This window comes from Pseudomonas sp. SDO5532_S415, from assembly GCF_054071155.1.
On sequence record NZ_JBSVWS010000017.1, the window covers coordinates 13417 to 35986 of the forward strand.

Annotated in this window: 20 protein-coding genes and 2 tRNA genes; 14 read left to right on the plus strand and 8 right to left on the minus strand. The window is 59.6% G+C overall.

Features of this window, described 5'->3' with window-relative positions:
• The first annotated feature begins 2 nt into the window (after window positions 1-2).
• The 3 genes from phrB to ACW9HW_RS07385 all read left to right on the plus strand — a co-directional run bounded on the left by phrB (window position 3) and on the right by ACW9HW_RS07385 (window position 2679).
• Window positions 3-1448 carry a deoxyribodipyrimidine photo-lyase gene (phrB, locus tag ACW9HW_RS07375; protein WP_457399177.1) on the plus strand — a complete coding sequence of 482 codons (1446 nt, stop codon included), beginning with the start codon at window positions 3-5 and terminating at the stop codon, window positions 1446-1448.
• Between the two features lie 42 nt (window positions 1449-1490).
• Complete coding sequence (locus ACW9HW_RS07380) at window positions 1491-2267, plus strand: SDR family NAD(P)-dependent oxidoreductase (RefSeq protein WP_095192929.1); 777 nt, start codon at window positions 1491-1493, stop codon at window positions 2265-2267.
• A gap of 106 nt (window positions 2268-2373) precedes the next feature.
• Window positions 2374-2679: a YkgJ family cysteine cluster protein gene (locus tag ACW9HW_RS07385; RefSeq protein ID WP_095192928.1), complete on the plus strand. Its 306-nt coding sequence runs from the start codon at window positions 2374-2376 to the stop codon at window positions 2677-2679.
• Between the two features lie 130 nt (window positions 2680-2809).
• On the opposite strand, the gene ACW9HW_RS07390 is transcribed toward ACW9HW_RS07385, so the two are convergent.
• From ACW9HW_RS07390 to hemA, 6 genes are all read right to left on the minus strand, one after another.
• Window positions 2810-3328, minus strand: coding sequence for an acyloxyacyl hydrolase (locus ACW9HW_RS07390; RefSeq protein WP_095192927.1), 519 nt, complete (start codon window positions 3326-3328; stop codon window positions 2810-2812).
• 118 nt (window positions 3329-3446) lie between these two features.
• Window positions 3447-4238 (minus strand): glutamate racemase, encoded by a 792-nt coding sequence (gene murI, locus ACW9HW_RS07395; RefSeq protein ID WP_095192926.1) that lies wholly within the window; start codon window positions 4236-4238, stop codon window positions 3447-3449.
• Window positions 4231-4986 carry a molybdopterin-synthase adenylyltransferase MoeB gene (locus tag ACW9HW_RS07400; RefSeq protein ID WP_095192925.1) on the minus strand — a complete coding sequence of 252 codons (756 nt, stop codon included), beginning with the start codon at window positions 4984-4986 and terminating at the stop codon, window positions 4231-4233. The genes murI and ACW9HW_RS07400 overlap by 8 nt, the downstream gene beginning before the upstream one ends.
• Window positions 4980-5810: a peptide chain release factor N(5)-glutamine methyltransferase gene (gene prmC / locus ACW9HW_RS07405; protein WP_095192924.1), complete on the minus strand. Its 831-nt coding sequence runs from the start codon at window positions 5808-5810 to the stop codon at window positions 4980-4982. The genes ACW9HW_RS07400 and prmC overlap by 7 nt, the downstream gene beginning before the upstream one ends.
• Entirely contained in the window at window positions 5811-6893 is a 1083-nt protein-coding gene (prfA, locus tag ACW9HW_RS07410; RefSeq protein ID WP_095192923.1) for a peptide chain release factor 1, read from the minus strand.
• A complete protein-coding gene (hemA, locus tag ACW9HW_RS07415; protein WP_095192922.1) occupies window positions 6890-8179 on the minus strand; it encodes a glutamyl-tRNA reductase in 1290 nt (429 codons plus the stop codon). Before hemA ends, prfA begins: the two co-directional genes overlap by 4 nt.
• A gap of 235 nt (window positions 8180-8414) precedes the next feature.
• Between hemA and ACW9HW_RS07420 the strand changes: the two genes are divergently transcribed.
• The 8 genes from ACW9HW_RS07420 to ychF all read left to right on the plus strand — a co-directional run bounded on the left by ACW9HW_RS07420 (window position 8415) and on the right by ychF (window position 15332).
• Window positions 8415-10139 (plus strand): tetratricopeptide repeat protein, encoded by a 1725-nt coding sequence (locus tag ACW9HW_RS07420; RefSeq protein WP_095192921.1) that lies wholly within the window; start codon window positions 8415-8417, stop codon window positions 10137-10139.
• 4 nt (window positions 10140-10143) lie between these two features.
• Window positions 10144-10761 (plus strand): lipoprotein insertase outer membrane protein LolB, encoded by a 618-nt coding sequence (lolB, locus tag ACW9HW_RS07425; RefSeq protein ID WP_095192920.1) that lies wholly within the window; start codon window positions 10144-10146, stop codon window positions 10759-10761.
• 1 nt (window position 10762) lies between these two features.
• Window positions 10763-11614, plus strand: coding sequence for a 4-(cytidine 5'-diphospho)-2-C-methyl-D-erythritol kinase (gene ispE / locus ACW9HW_RS07430; RefSeq protein ID WP_095192919.1), 852 nt, complete (start codon window positions 10763-10765; stop codon window positions 11612-11614).
• A 36-nt stretch (window positions 11615-11650) separates the two neighbouring features.
• Window positions 11651-11725 (plus strand) — tRNA-Gln (locus tag ACW9HW_RS07435).
• A 47-nt stretch (window positions 11726-11772) separates the two neighbouring features.
• Entirely contained in the window at window positions 11773-12714 is a 942-nt protein-coding gene (locus tag ACW9HW_RS07440) for a ribose-phosphate pyrophosphokinase (protein WP_003171603.1), read from the plus strand.
• 141 nt (window positions 12715-12855) lie between these two features.
• Window positions 12856-13455: a 50S ribosomal protein L25/general stress protein Ctc gene (locus tag ACW9HW_RS07445; RefSeq protein ID WP_095192918.1), complete on the plus strand. Its 600-nt coding sequence runs from the start codon at window positions 12856-12858 to the stop codon at window positions 13453-13455.
• A gap of 169 nt (window positions 13456-13624) precedes the next feature.
• On the plus strand, window positions 13625-14209 hold the full coding sequence (gene pth / locus ACW9HW_RS07450) for an aminoacyl-tRNA hydrolase (RefSeq protein ID WP_095192917.1): 585 nt from the start codon (window positions 13625-13627) through the stop codon (window positions 14207-14209).
• Between the two features lie 22 nt (window positions 14210-14231).
• Window positions 14232-15332, plus strand: coding sequence for a redox-regulated ATPase YchF (ychF, locus tag ACW9HW_RS07455; protein WP_095192916.1), 1101 nt, complete (start codon window positions 14232-14234; stop codon window positions 15330-15332).
• A gap of 200 nt (window positions 15333-15532) precedes the next feature.
• Here the strand turns inward: ychF and ACW9HW_RS07460 are convergent, their stop codons facing one another.
• Complete coding sequence (locus ACW9HW_RS07460; protein WP_095192915.1) at window positions 15533-16750, minus strand: MFS transporter; 1218 nt, start codon at window positions 16748-16750, stop codon at window positions 15533-15535.
• An 853-nt stretch (window positions 16751-17603) separates the two neighbouring features.
• On the opposite strand from ACW9HW_RS07460, the gene ACW9HW_RS07465 reads away from it, so the two are divergent.
• Together ACW9HW_RS07465 and ACW9HW_RS07470 are read left to right on the plus strand one after the other, a co-directional pair.
• Entirely contained in the window at window positions 17604-19139 is a 1536-nt protein-coding gene (locus ACW9HW_RS07465; RefSeq protein WP_457399197.1) for a methyl-accepting chemotaxis protein, read from the plus strand.
• A 116-nt stretch (window positions 19140-19255) separates the two neighbouring features.
• Window positions 19256-19332, plus strand: a tRNA-Met gene (locus tag ACW9HW_RS07470).
• Window positions 19333-19415: 83 nt separating this feature from the next.
• Here the strand turns inward: ACW9HW_RS07470 and ACW9HW_RS07475 are convergent.
• Window positions 19416-20525 carry a DUF2817 domain-containing protein gene (locus tag ACW9HW_RS07475; protein WP_457399180.1) on the minus strand — a complete coding sequence of 370 codons (1110 nt, stop codon included), beginning with the start codon at window positions 20523-20525 and terminating at the stop codon, window positions 19416-19418.
• Between the two features lie 165 nt (window positions 20526-20690).
• On the opposite strand from ACW9HW_RS07475, the gene ggt reads away from it, so the two are divergent.
• Window positions 20691-22532 carry a gamma-glutamyltransferase gene (gene ggt, locus ACW9HW_RS07480; RefSeq protein ID WP_457399181.1) on the plus strand — a complete coding sequence of 614 codons (1842 nt, stop codon included), beginning with the start codon at window positions 20691-20693 and terminating at the stop codon, window positions 22530-22532.
• Window positions 22533-22570 lie beyond the last annotated feature (38 nt).

The window sequence follows — 22570 nt, forward strand, 5'->3', positions numbered from 1 at the left end:
CCATGCAATTGATCTGGCTGCGCAGCGATTTGCGCATACACGACAACACCGCCCTCGCCACCGCTGCGGCGGTGGGGCCGAGTGTGGCGGTATATCTGCTGAGTCCGGAACAATGGCTGGCACACGACGATGCACCGTGCAAAGTGGACTTCTGGCTGCGCAACCTGGGTGAAATGAAACAGGCACTGGGCGAACTGAACATCCCCCTGCTGATCCGCAACGCTCCGCGCTGGAATGACGCGCCGCAGGTGTTGCTGGATATTTGCCAACGGCTGAACATCGGTGCCGTGCACCTCAATGAGGAATACGGCATTCATGAAACCCGCCGGGATGCGGCGGTAGCCGAGACGCTGAAATCCCAAGGCATCGATGTTCACAGCTATCTCGATCAGTTGCTGTTCAAGCCTGGCAGCGTATTGACCAAAACCGGGACCTACTTCCAGGTCTTCAGTCAGTTCCGCAAGGTCTGCTACGAACGCCTGCACCGGTCGCTGCCCCGCCTGGTCAGCGCTCCCATGGCGCAAACGCCGCTGAACATTGCCAGCGATGAGATTCCAACCCGCATCCCAGGGTTCACCCCACCCACCGAGCGCTTGCGTGCATTGTGGCCAGCCGGCGAAGCCGAGGCCCGACGCCGCCTCGACAGCTTCACCGATGCCCAGATCGACTACTACCAAAGCGAACGGGACTTCCCGGCGAAACCCGGTACCAGCCAACTGTCAGCCTATCTCGCCGCCGGGGTGATATCCCCGCGTCGATGCCTGCACGCTGCGCTGCAAAGCAATCAAGGCGAATTCGAAAGCGGCAAGGTCGGTGCCGTGACCTGGATCAATGAACTGCTGTGGCGCGAGTTCTATAAACACATATTGGTGGGTTACCCGAGGGTTTCGCGCCACCGTGCTTTCCGTCCGGAAACCGAGGCCCTGGCCTGGCGCGATGCACCGGAAGAACTCGTGGCCTGGCAACAGGCCCGCACAGGCTTGCCGATCATCGACGCGGCCATGCGACAGCTGTTGGAGACCGGCTGGATGCACAACCGCCTGCGCATGGTGGTAGCGATGTTCCTGACCAAAAACCTGTTGATCGATTGGCGCGAAGGCGAACGCTTTTTCATGCGTCACCTGATCGATGGTGATCTGGCTGCGAATAATGGCGGCTGGCAATGGAGCTCGTCGACCGGCACCGACTCGGCGCCCTACTTCCGGATTTTCAATCCGTTGAGCCAGTCGGAAAAATTCGACGCCGAAGGTGTATTCATCAAGCACTGGTTGCCGGAATTGGCAGGCTTGAACAAAAAGGAAGTGCACAACCCGGCGAGCCTCGTCGGACTGTTCGGGGTCGCGGATTATCCACCCCCGATTGTCGACTTGCACGCGTCCCGCACACGGGCCCTCGCTGCGTTCAAAAATCTGCCACAACGACAAGGCACAGGAGGCTACCATGAGTAGTTGGCTGGGCCGGACGATTTTCTGGCCAAAAAGGAGATGGGGATGAGTCTTACGCCGCCACGACGATATTGGCTGACCGGCGCCAGCAGCGGCATTGGCGCGGCGTTGGCCGAAGAAATACTGAAATCCGGTGCTCACCTGGCAGTCAGCTCACGTTCGGTAGCGCCGTTGAAAGTCTTGTCCCAGCGATATCCGGGCCAGGTACTGGTGCTGGCCGGCGACCTGACCAACAGTCAGACCGTGCGTGAAATCGGCGAGCAGATCGCTGAACAGTGGGGCTCGCTGGACACGGTGATCCTCAATGCTGGCACCTGTGAATATGTGGATGCCAAGCAGTTCGATGCCTCGATCGTCGAGCACGTGGTGCGGACCAATCTGCTCGCCAGCAGCTATTGCATCGAAGCTGCCTCGCCGTTATTGCGGGCCGGCATCGCCCCGCACTTGGTCGGCATGGCCAGTTCGGTAACCTATCTGCCGCTGCCCAGGGCTGAATCCTACGGCGCTTCGAAGGCGGGGATGCGAACGCTGTTTGAGTCCCAGCGCATTGCGCTGGCACCTGAGGGCATCGAAGTTACCGTGATCGGCCCCGGGTTTGTGGATACTCCGCTGAAAGTCAGACACGATCTCCCCATGCCATTGAGTTGGCCGGCGGATAAGGCCGCAAAGCACATTTTCGCCAAACTCAAGGATCGCCCGCTGGAAATCGCCTTCCCGGGATTGTTCATGGCAGCCCTCTGGCCGCTCTCGCCGATGCCCGAGCAGGTGAAGTTGGCCATCGGCAAGCGCATGGTGCGCAGCAGTCCGCCGATCAAGGACTAGACGCGCAGGTTGCCATTCCAGGCCGCACGACAAACCCTGTCGTCTGCGGCCGAGCGTCCGTCCGAGCTTTCACACAGTACCGGCCGACTGCCTTACACTGCGCGCCATGAATACCATTCCCCACCTTCAAATTGCCGAGCCGGCCGTGACGTGTTCGAGTTGTGCAGCTTGCTGCTGCCAGCTTGAAGTCATGTTGATCACCGACACAGGCGTGCCCGAGCGTTATATCGATACCGATGACTGGGGCGGGGAAGTCATGTTGCGCCTGGATGATGGCTGGTGCGCCGCGCTCGATCGCGACACGATGATGTGCACCATCTACGAAAAACGCCCGCTGATTTGCCGGGAATTCGAGATGGGCGCACCGGAATGCATTGATGAGCGACAGGGTATTTCGACGGCTTACCGCTAATTTCAAACTTCACCGAAGCCACATGTGGGAGCGAGCCTGCTCGCGAAAGCGGAGTGTCAGTCAACTCACATGTTGAATGTTAAACCGTTTTCGCGAGCAGGCTCGCTCCCACATTTGACTGTTTCACTGGCTACAACGGCATCGTGTAATGCAACGCGTAGCTTTCTATACCATTGTTCGGGCTGCTGATACCGGCATTGGAGTAATGCGTCGCACGAATGCCGACTTCATGACCACCGGTAAAACGCAGCCCCACTCCGAAGCGGTCTTCGAACTGAAAGGAACTGCCGAGATTGTTGTTTTCGATTTCAGTGTCGGAGAAAAACGCCACACCAACCCCCAGTTCGACGTATGGCTTGACGTTCTGGCCGGCAAACTCATAGACAAACACGGGAGAGAACGACAGGCTGTTGTTGCCGGAGGTTTTGTCACCTTCCCAGTAGGTGTAGGCACCGCTCCAGTAACCGGTCAGTCGACCCACGTCGCTCTGCCACCAGCTCTTGTCCCAATCGAATTGCATGCCCAGACGATAAGTCATGGTCGATTCGCCGGTCTGGCCAATCCCGAACTCCACGCCTGCCGCTTGTGCGGTAAAACTGTGCCCCATCAGTGCGGCCGCAATCGCGGCCAAGCAGAATAGTCGCTTCATAGAAACTTCCTTTTCCGAACGATTTCGTTTGGTTTTTTTGTTGCTCGACGCACACAGCTATAGAAGTCGGCGATTTATCAGAAGTTCACCCCAATGTTTACGACGCCCCAAAGCTTTCTTACTCCTCAAAGCTTCGCACAACGCCAGCGTTATTCCACAAGATCGGCAATATATTTGTGAAATGCTGCGGATCGGCACTGGTCCAGAACTGCGCAGTCCGTGCTGGACCATCGGCGAGCAACTCGCGTTCGCCCAACAAGCGTTGAAGTTGCCGTGCAACAGCGGCGCCAGTATCGATCAGGCTGATGTCGTCAGGAATCATCGGCTTGAGCAGTGGCTTGAGAAAGGGGTAATGGGTACAACCCAGGATGATGGTGTCCGCGCCCGCGCCAAGCAGCGGTCCAACATAACTTTCAAGCAGCTGGCGAAGGGCTGGACTGTGCAGATCGCCCTTCTCGATCAGCTCCACCAACCCGGGACAAGGTTGGGTGATCACCCGCACATCGGTGGCGAAACGGTCGAGCAACGCTGCAAATTTGGCGCTCTGCAGCGTGCCGGTCGTGGCCAGCACCCCGACCACTCCACTGCGGGTAGCGGCCGCTGCCGGTTTGACCGCGGGCTCCATGCCGACGATGGGCCATTCGGGGTAATCGCGGCGCAGGTCTGCAACGCCGGCGACGGTAGCGGTATTACAGGCCAGCACCAGGGCCTTGGCGCCCTGCTGCTGGAAAAAGCCGGCCATGACGCTGCAACGCTGTTGGATAAACTCAGGGGTTTTCTCGCCGTAGGGAATGTTCCCGCAATCGGCGACGTACAAAAGAGACTCATTGGGCAGTAGCCGCTGGATCTCGGCCAGCACCGAAAGCCCACCGACACCCGAGTCGAACACGCCAATCGGCGCGTCACGCATGCTTCGGCCCACAGACGCTGCAGCCCGGATCACGTTTGACCCGCAACTCACGGAAACGCGAGCCCAACGCATCGATCAACAACAGGCGTCCTACCAGCGGTTCGCCGAAGCCCGCCAGCAACTTCAGCGCTTCGAGCGCCTGCAAGCTACCGACCAGTCCCACCAACGGACCGACCACCCCGGCTTCACTGCAGGTCAATTCGGCCTCGCTGCCGTGCCCGTATAAACAGTGGTAGCACGGACTTTCCGGCCGACGTGGGTCGAACACCGACAATTGCCCTTCGAGACGAATCGCCGCGCCACTGACCAGCGGTTTGCCCGCCAACACGCACGCGGCATTGACCGCTTCGCGGGTGGAAAAATTGTCGGAACAGTCAAGGACCAGATCCACCCCGGCCACGGCAGCAGCCAAAGAGTCTTCATCCAGTGCCGTACGATGGGCGACCAGTTGAATCTCAGGATTGATGGCCGCCAGGCGCTTGATCGCCGAGTCGACTTTGCTCATGCCGACGCTGTCGGTGTCGTGGATGATCTGGCGTTGCAGATTGGTCAGATCGACCGTGTCAAAATCCGCCAGATGCAACTCACCGACGCCCGCAGCCGCGAGGTACAGCGCCACTGGCGCACCGAGACCGCCCAGACCGACGATCAGCACACGGCTGTCTTTGAGCCGCAATTGACCCTCGATGTCGATGTGAGCCAGCAGTATTTGCCGACTGTAACGCAGCAATTCCTGATCATTCAGCATGGCAAGCGCCCCAGACTGATGCGTTGGTGACCGCCCAGGTCAGTGCGGCTGTGGACGTCTTCAAAGCCACGGGTCAGCAGCAGATCGCGCACCGCTTCGGCTTGATCGTAACCGTGTTCGAGCATCAACCAGCCCCCGGCCTCCAGATGATCCGGTGCCTGGGCGACGATCAGGCGCAGATCGTCGAGCCCGTCGGCTCCGGCCACCAAGGCGCTGGCCGGCTCGAAGCGCACATCACCTTCCACCAGGTGCGGGTCGGTCGCGGCAATATAAGGCGGGTTGCTGATGATCAGCTCAAAGCGCTGGCCTTCCAGGGCGCTGAACCAATGACTGCTGAGCACCCTGGCGTTATTCAGATGCAAGCGCTGGCGATTGCGCTCGGCCAGGGCCACGGCTTCGAGCACGCGATCCACGGCGGTGACCTGCCATGCCGGACGCTCGCTGGCCAGGGCCAGTGCAATGGCGCCGCTGCCGGTACCAAGGTCGAGTACTTTCGCCGCAGTAGCCGGCAACAATTCGAGTGCGGTTTCCACCAGCAACTCGGTGTCCGGGCGCGGGATCAGCGTGTGCGGCGCCACTTCCAGGTCGAGCTTCCAGAAACCTTGTTGACCGAGAATGTAAGCCACCGGCTCACCACTGCGACGACGCTGCAAATAGTCGGCGAACGTCAACGCCGCTTCGCTCGGGACGATGCGCTCCGGCCAGGTGTGCAAAAAGCTGCGGGACTTGCCCAACGCCGCCGCCAGCAACAATTCGGCATCCAGACGTGCCGTAGGCGAGTCGGGCAAATCGGCGGCACGCAACAAACTGGCAATGATCGTCATTTACTCACCTATCGCTGCCAGTTGATCGGCCTGGTACTCGGCCAGCAGCGGCTCGATCACTGCATCGACGCCACCGGCAAGGATTTCGTCGAGGGAGTACAGCGTCAGGTTGACCCGGTGATCGGTCACCCGGCCCTGGGCAAAGTTGTACGTGCGGATGCGCTCGGAACGGTCGCCGGAACCCACCAGCAATTTACGCTCGCTGGCGATGGCATTGGCGGCGGCGCTGGTCTGCTGATCATTGAGCTTGGCCGACAGCCAGGCCATCGCCCGCGCGCGGTTCTTGTGTTGCGAACGCTCTTCCTGGCACTCAACGACAATGCCGGATGGCAAGTGAGTGATGCGGATCGCCGAGTCGGTCTTGTTGACGTGCTGACCGCCGGCACCGGAGGAGCGGTAGGTGTCGATCCGCAGGTCCGCCGGGTTGATTTCAATCGCTTCCTGTTCGTCCGGCTCGGGCAATACCGCCACGGTGCAGGCCGAGGTGTGGATGCGCCCTTGGGATTCTGTCGCCGGAACCCGTTGCACACGGTGGGCACCGGACTCGAATTTCAGCTTGCCGTAGACGTTATCGCCTTCGACCCGGGCGATCACTTCTTTGTAGCCGCCGTGCTCACCCTCGTTTTCCGAGAGGATCTCTACCCGCCAACCGCGACGTTCTGCATAACGCGAATACATGCGGAACAGGTCGCCGGAGAAGATCGCCGCCTCGTCACCACCGGTGCCGGCCCGGATCTCGAGGAACACGTTGCGCCCGTCGTTCGGGTCCTTGGGCAAAAGCATGCGTTGCAGACTGGCTTCCAGTTCGACCAGGCGCTCCTTGGCTTCGCGGACTTCTTCCACGGCCATTTCACGCATGTCCGGGTCGCTGTCCTTGAGCAACGCCTGGGCGCCTTCGAGGTCACCCTGCACTTTGAGCAACTGTTTATAGGTGTCGACAATCGGCTCGACTTCCGCGTACTCCTTGGAATAGGTGCGGAATTTGTTCTGATCGGAAATGACCTCGCCATCGCCGAGCAAGGCGGTCAGTTCTTCGAAACGGTCCTGGAGGATGTCCAGCTTATTGAGCAGTGACGCTTTCATTGCGGTTTCTTATCCGAAAAGCTTTCCGATGAGCCCTCATTGAGGGCAAAGAGTTCCTGGGCCATCGCCAGCGCATCGAGGCGACCTTCGGCAGAGAGCTTTTTCAACTGCACACTCGGTGCGTGCAACAGTTTATTGGTCAGGCCACGGGCCAACTGCACCAACACTTCTTCAGCGCTGCCACCATTGGCCAGCAGGCGTTGGGCCTTTTGCAGTTCTTCGTCGCGCAAGCGTTCGCTTTGTTGACGATAGGCCTTGAGTACATCGACTGCCGCCAACTCCCGCAGGCGGACCATGAAGTCCTCGGCACCGACCGACACCATCTCTTCCGCTGCCTGGGCAGCGCCCTGTCGACTCTTGAGGTTCTCGGCGACCACTTCGTGGAGATCGTCGACGCTATACAGGTAAACGTCGTCCAACTCGCCAACTTCAGGTTCGATATCGCGCGGAACGGCGATATCCACCATGAAAATAGGCTTGTGCTTGCGCAGCTTCAGGGCGCTTTCCACCGCCCCCTTGCCGAGGATCGGCAATTGGCTGGCGGTCGAACTGATCACGATGTCACTGCGCACCAGCTCGGCCGGAATGTCCGACAACAACACCGCATGGGCACCGAATTGCTCGGCCAAGGTGCTTGCACGCTCCAGCGTGCGGTTGGCCACCACGATGCGCTTGACCCCCAGATCATGCAGATGACGGGCGACCAGGGTAATGGTCTCGCCGGCGCCGATCAGCAAGGCCTGGCTGCGTTGCAGGTCGCTGAAAATCTGTTTCGCCAGGCTGACCGCGGCAAATGCCACGGACACCGGGTTCTCGCCGATGGCGGTGTCGGTGCGCACTTGCTTGGCCGCATTGAACGTGGCCTGGAACAGCCGCCCGAGCAACGGACCGATGGTGCCGGCCTCCCGGGCCACGGCGTAGGCCGATTTCATCTGACCGAGAATCTGCGGCTCGCCCAACACCAGCGAATCGAGCCCGGAAGCCACCCGCATCATGTGACGAACTGCCGCATCATCTTCGTGCACATAGGCGCTCTCGCGCAGCTCATCGAGACTCAAATGATGATATTCGGCCAGCCAGCGCAGCACGATATCCGCCGACAGGTGATCCTGTTCTATATAGAGTTCACTGCGATTGCAGGTGGAGAGGATCGCAGCTTCGCGGCTGTCGGTCAGTCGGCAGAGCTGCTGCAAGGCCTCAACCAGCTGCTCAGGGGTAAAGGCCACGCGCTCGCGGACGTCTACTGAAGCAGTCTTGTGGTTAATACCGAGTGCGAGGAAGGCCATTCAAAGTCGCTGATGGTGACGTGAAGCCGGCAATTGTCCTACTTCGTCAGATTCAGAACAACTACTCGATATCTATTGAGCCAGTAGGCGGCACCTGTGTTTGCGAGCAGTTCTCGTTTACACGGACTCGACCTCTGCCTGTACAGGAGCAGCGGGTAAATTGGCGGCCCGGTTATGTTTGCCCCAAGGCTTGTGTCATGATGATCCGACCGCAGGTTAGTCGTCCTCTTCCTATATGAATAGATCTTCCGCGTTGCTTCTCGCTTTAGTCTTCCTCAGCGGCTGCCAGGCCTTGGCACCGGTGTCGTCGGACGGTACGCCGCCGGCCGAAGACAGCACCCCGGCACCTGAAAAGCCCAAGGTTTACAGCTCGTTCAGTGAAGACACGATCTTCAGCCTGTTGAGCGCCGAACTGGCTGGCCAGCGCAATCGTTTCGACATTGCCCTGGACAACTACGTCACCCAGGCGATCAACACTCAGGATCCGGGCATCTCCGAACGGGCATTCCGCATCGCCGAATACCTGGGCGCCGATCAGGCGGCTCTGGATACCGCGCTGATCTGGGCGAAAAACGCCCCGGACGACCTCGAGGCGCAACGGGCCGCCGCCGTGCAACTGGCACGGGCCGGGCGCTACGACGACTCCATGGCCTATATGGAAAAAGTCCTGCAAGGCAAAGGCGACACCCATTTCGACTTCCTCGCCCTGTCCGCGGCCGATACCGACCAGGACACGCGCAACGGCTTGATGAAGAGTTTCGACCGTTTGCTGCAGCGCCACCCGAACAACAGCCAGCTGATTTTCGGCAAGGCCCTGCTGCTGCAACAGGACGGCGACTCCCGAGGCGCATTGACCCTGCTGGAAGACAACCCGCCGGACGATGGCGAAATCGCCCCGATCCTGCTGCGCGCGCGCCTGCTGCAATCCCTTGATCGCGGCGATGAGGCCTTGCCGCTGCTGCAAAAAAGCATCAAGAAATACCCGGACGACAAGCGCCTGCGCCTGACCTACGCGCGCATGCTGGTCGAACAGGACCGCATGGATGACGCCAAGGCCGAATTCTCGAGCCTGGTCCAGCAATACCCGGAAGATGACGAACTGCGTTATTCCCTGGCGCTGGTGTGCCTGGAAGCCAAGGCCTGGGACGAGGCCAAAGGCTATCTTGAGGACCTGATCGCCCGCGAAAGCCACGTCGATTCGGCGCACCTGAACCTCGGGCGCATCGCCGAAGAGCGCAACGATCCACAAGGTGCGCTGATCGAGTACGGTCAGGTCGGCCCGGGCAACGACTACCTGCCGGCTCAATTGCGTCAGGCCGATATCCTGATGAACAACGGCAAGACCGCCGAAGCCCAGAGCAAACTCGCCGCCGAGCGCGACGAGCAACCGGACTACGCAATTCAGCTGTACCTGATCGAAGCCGAAACCCTGTCTGCCAACAAACAGGGCGACAAAGCCTGGAATGTCCTGCAAAAAGCCCTGCAGCAGTACCCGGACGATCTGAACCTGCTTTACACCCGCGCCATGCAAGCGGAAAAACGCAATGACCTGGCGCAGATGGAAAAAGACCTGCGCCTAATCATCAAGCGTGACCCGGACAATGCGATGGCGCTGAACGCCCTCGGCTACACCTTGTCCGACCGCACCACGCGCTACGTCGAGGCCAAGGCCCTGATCGAACAGGCACACAAGATCAATCCGGAAGACCCGGCGGTCCTCGACAGCCTCGGCTGGGTGAATTTCCGCCTGGGTAATCTCGACGAAGCGGAACGCCTGCTGCGGCAAGCGCTGGAGCGCTTTCCCGACCAGGAAGTCGCCGCGCATCTGGGTGAAGTCCTGTGGGCCAATGGCAAGCAGCGTGAAGCCAAGCAAATCTGGGGCAAGTTCCTCAAGGAACAACCCGACAGCCCTATCCTGCGCAGCACCATCAAGCGCCTGACCGGATCAGAGACTCTTTAAGATTATGTTTTTGCGCCACATCATCGTTTTCAGCTTCATCGCCCTGCTCGCCGGTTGCGCGGGTTTCGGTGCCCGCGAATCGCTCGAGGGTCACGGCAACCCCGCCCAATGGCGCGAACACAAACAGCAACTGACGGGGCTTGATGGCTGGCAGATCGACGGCAAGATCGGCATTCGCGCACCAAAGGACTCGGGCAGCGGCACGCTGTTCTGGTTGCAGCGCCAGGATTACTACGACATCCGCCTTTCGGGCCCCTTGGGTCGCGGTGCGGCACGCCTGACCGGACGCCCCGGGAAGGTTTCCCTGGAAGTCGCCAACCAGGGACGCTACGAAGCGCCGAGCCCGGATGCATTGCTTGAAGAGCAAATGGGCTGGAAACTGCCTGTCTCCAATCTGGCCTGGTGGGTCCGCGGACTCCCGGCTCCGGACAGCAAAAGCCGCCTGACCCTCGACGGCGACAGTCGTCTGGCCAGTCTCGAACAGGACGGCTGGCAGGTGGAATACACCGCCTATACCGAACAAAACGGTTACTGGCTACCCGAGCGGATCAAACTGCATGGCACCGACCTTGATGTCACGCTGGTGATCAAGGCCTGGCAACCACGCAAGCTGGGGATATGACATGCCGGCCAATCGCCTGACGCTGCCCTCCCCGGCCAAGCTCAACCTGATGCTGCACATTCTCGGTCGCCGGGAAGACGGCTACCACGAACTGCAGACGCTGTTTCAGTTTCTCGATTACGGCGACGAAATCACTTTCGCCGTGCGCGATGACGGCGTCATTCGTCTGCACACCGAATTCGAAGGCGTCCCACACGACAGCAATCTGATCGTCAAAGCCGCCAGACAACTCCAGGCGCAGTCCGGCTGCTCGCTCGGCATCGATATCTGGATCGAAAAGATCCTGCCCATGGGTGGCGGGATCGGTGGCGGAAGCTCCAATGCCGCCACGACCCTGCTCGGCCTGAATCACCTGTGGCAACTGGGATGGGACGAGGATCGGCTGGCCAAACTGGGGTTGACGCTGGGCGCCGATGTCCCGGTTTTCGTACGCGGCCATGCCGCTTTTGCGGAGGGTGTGGGAGAGAAACTTACGCCCGTTGAGCCTGAAGAACCGTGGTACCTCGTACTGGTACCGCAAGTCTCTGTTAGCACAGCAGAAATTTTTTCAGATCCGTTGTTGACACGTAACTCGCCGCCCATTAAAGTGCGCCCCGTTCCCAAGGGAAACAGTCGAAATGACTGCTTGCCGGTGGTAGCAAGACGTTATCCAGAGGTACGTAACGCCTTGAATTTGCTAGGTAAATTTACCGAAGCAAAACTCACCGGAACTGGAAGTTGTGTGTTTGGGGGCTTCCCAAGCAAAGCTGAAGCTGATAAAGTCTCGGCCCTTCTGACAGAGACCCTTACAGGTTTTGTAGCAAAAGGAAGCAACGTTTCGATGTTGCATCGCAAGCTGCAAAGTCTGCTCTAAAGGAACCGAGTACAGGGTACTCGTTGCAACAGATACAGGGGCGTCGCCAAGCGGTAAGGCAGCAGGTTTTGATCCTGCCATGCGTTGGTTCGAATCCAGCCGCCCCTGCCATTTTCCTATACTCATCCAGGTATACCCTCAGCCTTCAGGTACTGCGCGTGTCCAAGATGATGGTCTTTACGGGGAACGCTAACCCCGATCTGGCTCGGCGTGTCGTACGTCAGCTGCATATCCCTCTCGGTGACATTTCTGTCGGTAAGTTTTCCGACGGCGAAATCACTGCCGAGATCAATGAAAACGTCCGCGGTAAAGATGTCTTCATTATTCAGCCGACTTGCGCTCCGACCAACGATAACCTGATGGAACTGGTAGTGATGGCTGATGCCTTCCGCCGCTCCTCGGCTACTCGTATCACTGCTGTTATTCCTTACTTTGGTTATGCCCGTCAGGATCGCCGTCCGCGTTCCGCACGTGTGGCTATCAGCGCGAAAGTCGTTGCTGACATGCTTACCGTAGTCGGCATCGACCGTGTTCTCACGGTTGATCTGCATGCTGACCAGATTCAGGGTTTCTTCGATATTCCGGTAGATAACATCTACGGCTCCCCGGTTCTGGTGGATGACATTGAAGATCAGCGCTTCGAAAACCTGATGATCGTGTCCCCGGACATTGGCGGCGTCGTGCGTGCACGTGCCGTTGCCAAATCCCTGGGCGTGGATCTCGGGATCATCGACAAACGCCGTGAGAAAGCCAATCACTCTGAAGTGATGCATATCATCGGTGATGTCGAAGGGCGTACCTGTATCCTGGTCGATGACATGGTCGATACCGCCGGCACCCTGTGCCACGCGGCCAAGGCCTTGAAAGAGCATGGCGCTGCCAAGGTTTTCGCCTACTGCACACACCCTGTGCTGTCGGGTCGGGCGATCGAAAACATCGAAAATTCCGTGCTGGACGAGCTGGTGGTGACCAACACCATCCCGCTGTCCGCTGCAGCACAAGCCTGTGCGCGTATCCGTCAACTGGATATCGCACCGGTAGTTGCCGAGGCGGTTCGCCGCATCAGCAATGAAGAATCGATCAGCGCGATGTTCCGCTAAGGGCCCTGCCCTTTTCGAACATTTCGTTGACGAAAAGCGCCCCGCCCCGGCATTCCTGTCGGGGCGGGGCTTTTTTGCCCATATCGCCTTTAGCGCTGGTCGCAAACGCTGGGGCGAATGTGGTTATTTTGGAGATACAACATGAACGATTTTACTCTGAATGCTGAAGTGCGTTCCGACCTGGGGAAAGGTGCGAGCCGCCGCCTGCGTCGTCTCGCAAGCCTGGTTCCAGCTGTAGTTTACGGTGGCGACAAAGCCCCTGAATCCATCAGCATGCTGGCCAAAGAAGTTGCCAAACTGCTCGAAAACGAAGCGGCTTACAGCCACATCATCGAGCTGAACGTTGGTGGCACCAAGCAAAACGTCGTTATCAAAGCTCTGCAACGTCACCCGGCCAAAGGCCACGTGATGCACGCTGACTTCGTACGCGTAGTAGCCGGCCAGAAACTGACCGCTATCGTTCCAGTGCACTTCATCAACGAAGAAGCACCGATCAAGAAAGGCGGCGAAATCTCGCACGTAACTTCGGAAATCGAAGTGTCCTGCCTGCCGAAAGACCTGCCTGAATTCATCGAAGTCGACCTGGCTAACGCCGAGATCGGTTCGATCATTCACCTGTCCGACCTCAAAGCCCCTAAAGGCGTTGAGTTCGTTGCTCTGGCACACGGTGATGACAAGGCTGTTGCCAACGTCCACGCTCCACGTGTTGCTCCAGAAGCTACCGAAGGCGCTGCAGAGTAATTTCACTCTGTACGCCGGAGTGACCGGAAACATCGCGGACTAGAGCGTAGCGAGAAAGCGGGCGAGAACGCGAAGTTTACATCATGGTAAATGAGCAATTTTCGTCCACTTTCGCCGCTTCCCCTGGTTGCGGCGATGTTATCCACCACTCCTAGGAAGGGCCCCTATCGTGACTGCCATCAAACTGATCGTTGGCCTGGGAAATCCAGGCGCTGAATACGAACAGACCCGGCATAACGCAGGGGCCCTTTTTGTTGAGCGCGTCGCGCACGCACAAGGCGTAAACCTTGTGGCCGATCGCAAGTATTTCGGCCTGACCGGGCGCTATTCGCACCAGGGTCAGGATGTTCGTCTGCTGATTCCCACCACCTACATGAACCGTAGCGGCCAGGCCGTAGCGGCACTCGCCGGTTTCTTCCGCATCAAGCCTGAAGAAATCCTGGTGGCGCACGACGAACTCGACCTGCCTCCGGGCGTTGCCAAACTCAAGCAGGGCGGCGGCCATGGCGGTCATAACGGGTTGCGCGACATCATTGCGCAGCTGGGCAATCAGAATACCTTTCACCGCCTGCGGCTTGGCATTGGCCACCCAGGCGTTGCCAGTATGGTTTCAAATTTCGTCCTGGGTCGTGCGCCACGCGCCGAACAGGAAAAACTCGATGCCAGCATCGACTTTGCCCTCGGCGTGCTGCCGGATATCCTCGCCGGGGAATGGAACCGCGCGATGAAAAACCTGCACAGCCAGAAGGCCTGACTTTTACCCGAGGGGAAACACCATGGGATTCAATTGCGGCATCGTCGGCTTGCCTAACGTCGGCAAGTCCACCCTGTTCAACGCCCTGACCAAATCCGGTATCGCGGCCGAAAACTTCCCCTTCTGCACCATCGAGCCCAACAGCGGTATCGTGCCGATGCCGGATCCGCGTCTGGATGCCCTGGCAGCCATCGTCAATCCAAAGCGCATCCTGCCGACCACCATGGAATTCGTCGACATCGCCGGCCTGGTAGCCGGTGCTTCGAAAGGTGAAGGCCTGGGCAACAAGTTCCTGGCCAACATCCGCGAAACCGATGCCATCGCCCACGTGGTCCGCTGCTTCGAAGACGAAAACGTGATTCACGTCTCCAACAGCGTCGACCCGAAACGCGACATCGAAATCATCGACCTGGAACTGATCTTCGCCGACCTCGACAGCTGCGAGAAGCAACTGCAGAAAGTCGCGCGCAACGCCAAGGGCGGTGACAAGGACGCCGTGGTTCAGAAAGGCCTGCTGGAGCAACTGATCGCTCACTTCACCGAAGGCAAGCCTGCGCGCAGCCTGATGAAGAACATGAGCACTGACGAGAAGCAGGTGATCAAGGGCTTCCACCTGCTGACCACCAAGCCGGTCATGTATATCGCCAACGTGGCGGAAGACGGCTTCGAGAACAACCCGCACCTGGACGTGGTCAAGGCCATCGCCGAAGAAGAAGGCGCAGTGGTTGTACCAGTGTGCAACAAGATCGAAGCTGAAATCGCCGAACTCGACGATGGCGAAGAAAAGGACATGTTCCTGGAGGCCCTGGGCCTTGAAGAACCTGGCCTGAACCGCGTGATCCGTGCCGGCTACGAGATGCTGCACCTGCAGACCTACTTCACCGCCGGTGTCGAAGAAGTCCGCGCCTGGACCGTTCGCGTCGGTGCCACCGCACCACAAGCTGCCGGCGTGATCCATACCGACTTCGAAAAAGGCTTCATCCGCGCCGAAGTCATCGCCTACAACGACTTCATCCAGTACAAGGGTGAAGCCGGTACCAAGGAAGCCGGCAAATGGCGCCTGGAAGGCAAGGACTACATCGTTAAAGACGGCGACGTGATGCACTTCCGCTTCAACGTCTAAGTTTTGTAAAGCGAAGCACCCGTCCAAGAAAAAGCCGCGTTTGATACGCGGCTTTTTTGTGCCTGCAATTCCACCCGCCATACCGCCAAACAACTGTGGGAGCGAGCCTGCTCGCGAAGAGGGCGTGTCAGTCGACACATGTCCAACTGACAGTCCGCCTTCGCGAGCAGGCTCGCTCCCACAAGGGAGATGCGTGAGACTCAGGCCTTTCTGGTGCGAGGCAAAAAGATCGCCAGCACGCCCAGCAACGGCAAGAACGAGCACAGAAAATACACGTACTCGATGCCGTGAATATCCGCCAGATGTCCCAGCAGCGCCGCGCCGATCCCGCCGAAGCCGAACATCAGGCCGAAGAACACTCCAGCGATCATCCCGACATTACCCGGCACCAGTTCCTGGGCGTACACCACGATGGCCGAGAACGCCGACGCCAGGATGAAACCGATGACCACGCTGAGAATGCTCGTCCAGAACAGGTCAACGTGTGGCAGGATCAGGGTGAATGGCGCAACGCCGAGGATCGAGAACCAGATCACCGCCTTACGTCCGATTTTGTCGCCGATCGGCCCGCCAAAGAAGGTCCCCGCCGCTACCGCGCCGAGAAACAGGAACAGGTGCAACTGCGAACTGGCCACCGAGAGATCGAATTTCTCGATCAGGTAAAAGGTGAAGTAACTGGTGATACTGGACATGTAAAAGTACTTGGAAAACACCAATAGCCCGAGAACCACCAGTGCGCTGATCACCCGCCCCTTGGACAAGCCGTGAGTCGCCGCCTGGCCTTGTTTGAGCTTGAACAGGTTCAAGTGATTGGCGTACCAGCGACTGATCCGGTACAGCACGAACAGCGCGAACACCGCAAACAATCCGAACCAGGCCACGTGCCCCTGGCCGTAGGGAATGACGATCGCCGCCGCCAGCAACGGACCAAAGGCCGAACCCGCGTTGCCGCCGACCTGAAAGGTCGATTGTGCCAGCCCGAAACGCCCGCCCGAGGCCAGTCGCGCCACGCGAGAGGCTTCCGGGTGAAATGTCGACGAACCGATACCGATCAGCCCCGCCGCCAACAGAATCAGCGGAAAGCTCCCCACCACCGACATCATCAGAATCCCGATCAAGGTGCAGACCGTGCCTGCGGGTAACAACCAAGGCTTGGGATGGCGATCCGTGTGATAACCGACCCAGGGTTGCAGCAACGAGGCCGTCAGTTGAAAGGTCAGGGTGATCAGGCCGACCTGGGTGAACGTCAGGCCATAGCTGGCCTTGAGCATCGGATAGATCGACGGCAGCACTGATTGAATCAGGTCGTTGATCAAGTGCGCCAGCGCCACCGCGCCGATGATGCGCATGACCAGCGGACTGCTTTGCGAAGGAGCGGACGCCGACGTAGCGGCAGACTGAACGTTGCTGAGAGCCATGAGGAATTCCGGACAACAGAGAGGTGCACACGGGCAGGTGCGCCAATGTGCCATTTTTCGGTGCGGCAGCGCTATCCCCTTAGCCTGCTAACGACCTCGATTTTCATCGCCGAACAGGTGATAGCGCATAGCCATGGTCTGAATCTTGCCTTGCTTATCCGCTTCAACGCGGCCGCCTTACAAAGGGGACCGAGAATGGGAAGTTTCGCTACAGAGTCGGCCTACAGAGCTGGCAAAGGTGAACTTTCGAGGCCTTTTAAAGGGCACAAGTCGAGGTCGCAGCACCTCGACGCACGCCGATGGTGCGTGGTGTCCAAAGGAGTCATGGGGCATGCAGGCTTTTTTATCACCGGGGATCGGACTGCTGGGGCGTTTTGGCTTTGCGCGTAAATTCCAGCTGTTGTTTCTGCTGTTTATCCTGCCGCTGGCCGGCAGCCTGTGGATGATTAGTCAGGACTATCGCGACAAATTGAACCTGATCTCCGGCGAACGTGCAGGGGTTCGTCAACTGCTCGCCCTCGATGCGCTCGACAACCTGTTGGCGGCACAGCGTGATCGTGCAGCGCGTTGGCGCGCGACCGAAACCAATCGCCAGCCAACCCCGGCAACCCTTGCCGCCATGGCCGCGTTCGATGCGGTCCAGCCTGCTGTCGCCCAGGCCACTTCGGATCTGAACAACGCACTGCAAAAGGAAGGCGCCGAGGGCGAAACCCTGGCCCGCTATCAAGCGCTACAAAATGCCCTCAACGGTCTGGACTCAAAGAGTCTGAGCAGCGTCGGCTGGTGGCCGGACGGCTATGACCGCTTCACAAGCGCCTTGAGCGCCGTACAAGCCTTGCGCGAACAGATCGCCATGGACAACCGCCTGACGCTGGCACCGTGGCTGGAGACTTATTTGCTGACGCAAATCTCCACCCAGCACGCGCCCGATTTGATTGAACGGGTCGGCCGCCTGGCGAGTGTCGGCCAAGCCTCGGTGGTATCCGGGCAATTCACGCTGCAAAGCCGTCTGCAATTGCGTGACTTGCGCAGCCGGATCGGCGACGCGCGGGAGCAGTTGGTGAAAACCGCGGGGCTGCTCGAAGCGCGATTGCCCAGCGCTTTGCAAGCCTGGGCCGGGCAGTACCATGACAGCCTCAAGCACCTTGATGCCGGTTTGAAAGTCCTCGATGACGGCGTGTTCGGCGGCAGCATCAACCTCAAGCCGGAAGACTTCGAGCGTAGCCTGGACGCCCTGCTCGCCGACCTCGCCGCACTGCGCCAGCAATCACTGGTGTCGCTGGATCAGCGCCTGGATTACTACCATGACTCGGCGATTCGCCAGTTCATCATCGTGGCGAGTATTTTCAGTGTCCTGCTGCTGGCCGCGCTGTATCTGTTCATCTGTTTGCAGGCGTCGATCCGCCGCAGTGCCAGCGGTATCACCTTGCTCGCAGAAGCCCTGCGCGACGGCAATCTCGGCCTTCAAGTGCCGGTGCAAGGGCGGGACGAACTGGCGGCCATCAGCACCGCCCTCAATGTCGCCGTCCTGCAACTGCGCACCAGCCTGCTGGGTGTCGATCACGAAACCTTGCAACTGAGCAATGCGGTGCAAACCCTCAATCACCACTCCAGCGACGCCCTTGGCGAAGTTGAAGCGCAGCAACTGCAGATCAGTCAGATCGCCGCGGCGGCAACGCAATTGGCCGCCACCTCCCAAGGGGTAGCCGCGAGCTGTGAACGGGCCTCTGGCAGCGCTCAGCACACCCAGCGCATTGCCGCCGACAGCAGCCGTGACAGCCAACGTACGACAGCGAGCATTCAGCAGCTCAATCAGCGCTTGAACGACACTGCTGCGGCCCTGGGCCGGGTCAGTGAACAAGGGCAACAGATTCAACTGGTAGTCGACACCATTCGCGGCGTCGCGGAGCAGACCAATCTGTTGGCACTCAATGCCGCCATCGAGGCCGCTCGCGCGGGGGAACAGGGTCGCGGTTTTGCGGTGGTCGCCGACGAGGTGCGCAGCCTGTCGCAACGCACCCAGTCCTCGACCGCGCAGATCGCTGGCACGGTCGATAGCCTGCGCAGCACCGTGAACGAAGCGGTGAGCTTGATGCAAGCGGCTTGCGGCCAGGCACAATCCGATGCACAAGCTGTCACCGGCCTCGGTGAACGCCTGGGTGAAATTGCCAGCGCCGTTCAGGGCGTCACCGACACCCTGGCGCAGATCGCCACGGCGGTCGACGAACAGGCGAGCACCGCCGACGAAGTCAGCGGCAACATCCAGCAAGTCGATCAGGCGGCGCTCCGCTTGCTCGAAGGCGCACGGGCAGTGAACCTTGCAGCCGACACCTTGAGCCAGGGCAGCAAGGCCTTGAGTGCCAATACCGGCAGGTTTCAGCTCAATTGACGCCCTCCCCTGAGCCGTTTTTTCGGCTCAGGGTGATAAGCGGTTGAAAGTGTAGAGAAATATTTTAGATTTACGCTTGACGCATCTGCATTACCGGTGAATAATGCGCGCCACTTGGCTACATAGCTCAGTTGGTTAGAGCATAGCATTCATAATGCTGGGGTCCGGGGTTCAAGTCCCTGTGTAGCCACCAAGTACTAAAAACGGCTTACCGAAAGGTAGGCCGTTTTTTTATGCCTCGAGAAAAGCGACTGCTCGCTCCTGCACGAAACGGCCTCAGCCACGAATCGTCGGCAACGCCGACAACGCCCGCTCCCAGATCTGCCAGGTCCGCAGCCAGACCATGGCCTGCCAATCGCTATCGGCCGGGTAGAACTGCTCAAACAGATTCAGTTTGATTTCACGCCCTGCGGCATCATTTGGGTTGCCATGCAAATGCAGCCAGTGGTCGTCACGCAAATGACGATGCACATCCGCCCCCGGATAGGTCCCGCACTCAATGACGAACGGCATCAACCGCACTTGCGGCAACGCATTGATCAACGCCTGCGAGGTATAACCGGTGGCGGTGGCTGCAACGCCGGTCTCGCTCAGGGTGTCGGCACCGGTGTGTAAGGTGTAGAGCCACGGGCCATAAATGGCCTGGGCATCGGCCAGCGCCGGATACGCCGCTTCGGTGATCGTCAGCAACATGGGATGACCGTACTCGCCGGCACCGGTGTGCAGGTCAAAGCACATGGCGACATCGGCATGCGCTACATGCGTTTGAATGATCCGGTGCAAGGTGCGATTCGACCAACTCGGCGCCAGCCCGCCGTAAAACAATCCATCGGGATGTGCATGCTGCCCGCCCTCGACAATCGACATCACCGCCGGCCAGCCATGCTCGCGGATCTGCGCATCAAGCAAGGCATCGGCGCGATCACGCTCAGGACCGTGCAATTGTGCGCACGCATAGATTTCGTGCAGTGCGTCATAGGCCTGATTGTCCGGCAATGGACCGTCGAAGTTCAGATGATTGCGGTTCAGGTCGATGTTGTCTTCGTTGACCCGGCGCAACCAGGCCATGCCCCAGGGATTGATCGAATGGATTATCACCACGGCGACATCGGCCGGCAGCGAGCGCTTGCCCAATTCCTGCAGCCACTTGATCTGGCAACCCGAGCCATAGAAGCCCTCGACACCATGGGTGCCGCTCAACGCAACCAGCAAGCGTTTGGCGGCAGGATCGCCAAGCACCGCCACATCAGTGCTCAAGTGCTCGCCGAATGGCCCCCTGAGCGGGTGCGGATACTCGGTCAGCGTCGCCCCGGCCGCAGTCGCCGCCACAAGGAATTGTTCGCGCTGGGAACGGTAGCTTGGCTGAGTCGGAAACTCGGTCTGCATGGTTGCCTCTTGTTGGTTTTCTGACCTGACTATTGGCAACGACCCTACAGAAATTCCACCCATTCATGAAGGACAAAAGCGTCTTTTAACGGGACCCGGTTTGCGTCACCCCGTAGGGGTCGATAAAGTCCGCTGACCCTTTATCCAACGGACGGAGTGCCCAACGTGCTTTCAGCCTTCCACTTGAGCCGCTTTCGCCTGACAGCACTGTCGCTGATCGCCACTGCTTTAGCCTTGGCTGCCTGCAGCGCCCCGCCCTCCTCGCCATCGTCGACGCTGCCGCTCGCACCGGAAAGCGCTTCTGGCTATCGCACCGATCTGCAGACCCGACACGCCACGCATCACATGGCGGCAGCGGCCAACCCGCTCGCGGCCGAAGCCGGACGGGAGATGCTGCGTCGCGGTGGTTCGGCCATCGATGCGGCGATTGCGATGCAGGCGGTTCTTACGCTGGTCGAGCCGCAATCGTCAGGTATCGGCGGTGGCGCATTGATCGTGCTCTGGGATGGCAAGACCGTACGCACTTACGATGGTCGCGAAACGGCGCCGGCGGGCGCTACCGAGAAACTGTTCCTGCAAGCCGACGGGCAACCGATGCCGTTCACCCAGGCGCAGATCGGCGGGCGTTCGGTGGGTACGCCAGGGGTATTGCGCGCACTCGAACTGGCCCATCAAAAACACGGACGCTTGCCATGGGCGCAGCTGTTTGAACCGGCCATCGAACTCGCCGAGCAAGGTTTCGCCATCTCGCCGCGCCTTCACTTACTGATCGCCTCAGACTCGAAGTTGCGCAATTCACCCGAGATGGCGGCGTACTTCCTGAATACCGATGGCAGCCCGAAAGCCATAGGCACACGTCTGAAAAACCCGGCTTTGGCCGTCGTGTTCCAGCGCATTGCCAAAGAAGGCGCGGATGCCTTGTACAAAGGCGCTATCGCCCAAGAGATCGTGGCCAAGGTTCAGGGCCATGCCAACCCGGGCAGTCTGTCGCTGAACGACCTTCAACACTACCGCGCCAAGGAGCGCGCCCCTCTGTGCACCGACTACAAACGCTGGCAGGTTTGCGGCATGTCGCCGCCGTCATCGGGGGGGATTGCCGTGGCGCAGATACTCGGCACGCTGCAAGCCCTGGAGACACGCGACAAACGCTTTGCCCTGGCGCCCATGAAACCGGTCAAGTCCAATGCTCCCGCCGGCATCGAACCTGCCGCCCAAGCAGTGCACCTGATATCGGAAGCCGAGCGGCTGGCCTATGCCGATCGCGCCCAATACGTGGCCGATACAGACTTTGTGCCGGTGCCCGTCAAGGGTCTGGTCGACCCGACGTATCTGGCGAGTCGCGCCGCTCTGATCGGTGAACGCAGCATGGGCACGGCTCAACCGGGTACGCCACCGGGCATTCAGGTGGCTTACGCGCCGGATCGGTCGCCGCTGCGAATCTCCACCTCGCAAGTGGTGGCCGTCGATGACCAGGGTGGCGCCGTCTCCATGACCACCACCATCGAATCCGCCTTCGGCTCCCACCTGATGGTTCAAGGCTTCCTGCTCAATAACGAGATGACCGACTTTTCGTTCATCCCCGAAGAGAATGGGCAAAAAGTGGCCAACCGCGTCGAACCGGGCAAGCGCCCTCGTTCGTCCATGGCCCCCACGTTAATTTTCGACCGCCAGAGCGGTGAATTCGTCGCCAGCGTCGGCTCACCCGGCGGCTCGCAAATCATCGAATACGTCGCCAAAACCACCGTCGGCCTGCTCGACTGGAACCTTGATGCACAAGCGGCCATCAACCTGCCCAACTTCGGCAGCCGCAACGGCCCCACCGAACTGGAACGCGGGCAGTTCAGCCCGGCACTGATCCGGGAGTTGAAAGACAAAGGCCACAGCGTGAGCGAGATCGACATGACCAGCGGCACCCAGGCGATCGTTCGAGTCAAGGATGCGCAGGGCAAAGCATCACTGGCAGGAGGCGCCGACCCTCGGCGCGAGGGTGAAGCGTTGGGGGATTGAGCGGTCAATGTAAGGGCTTGCAGCGTGGCAAGCCCTCT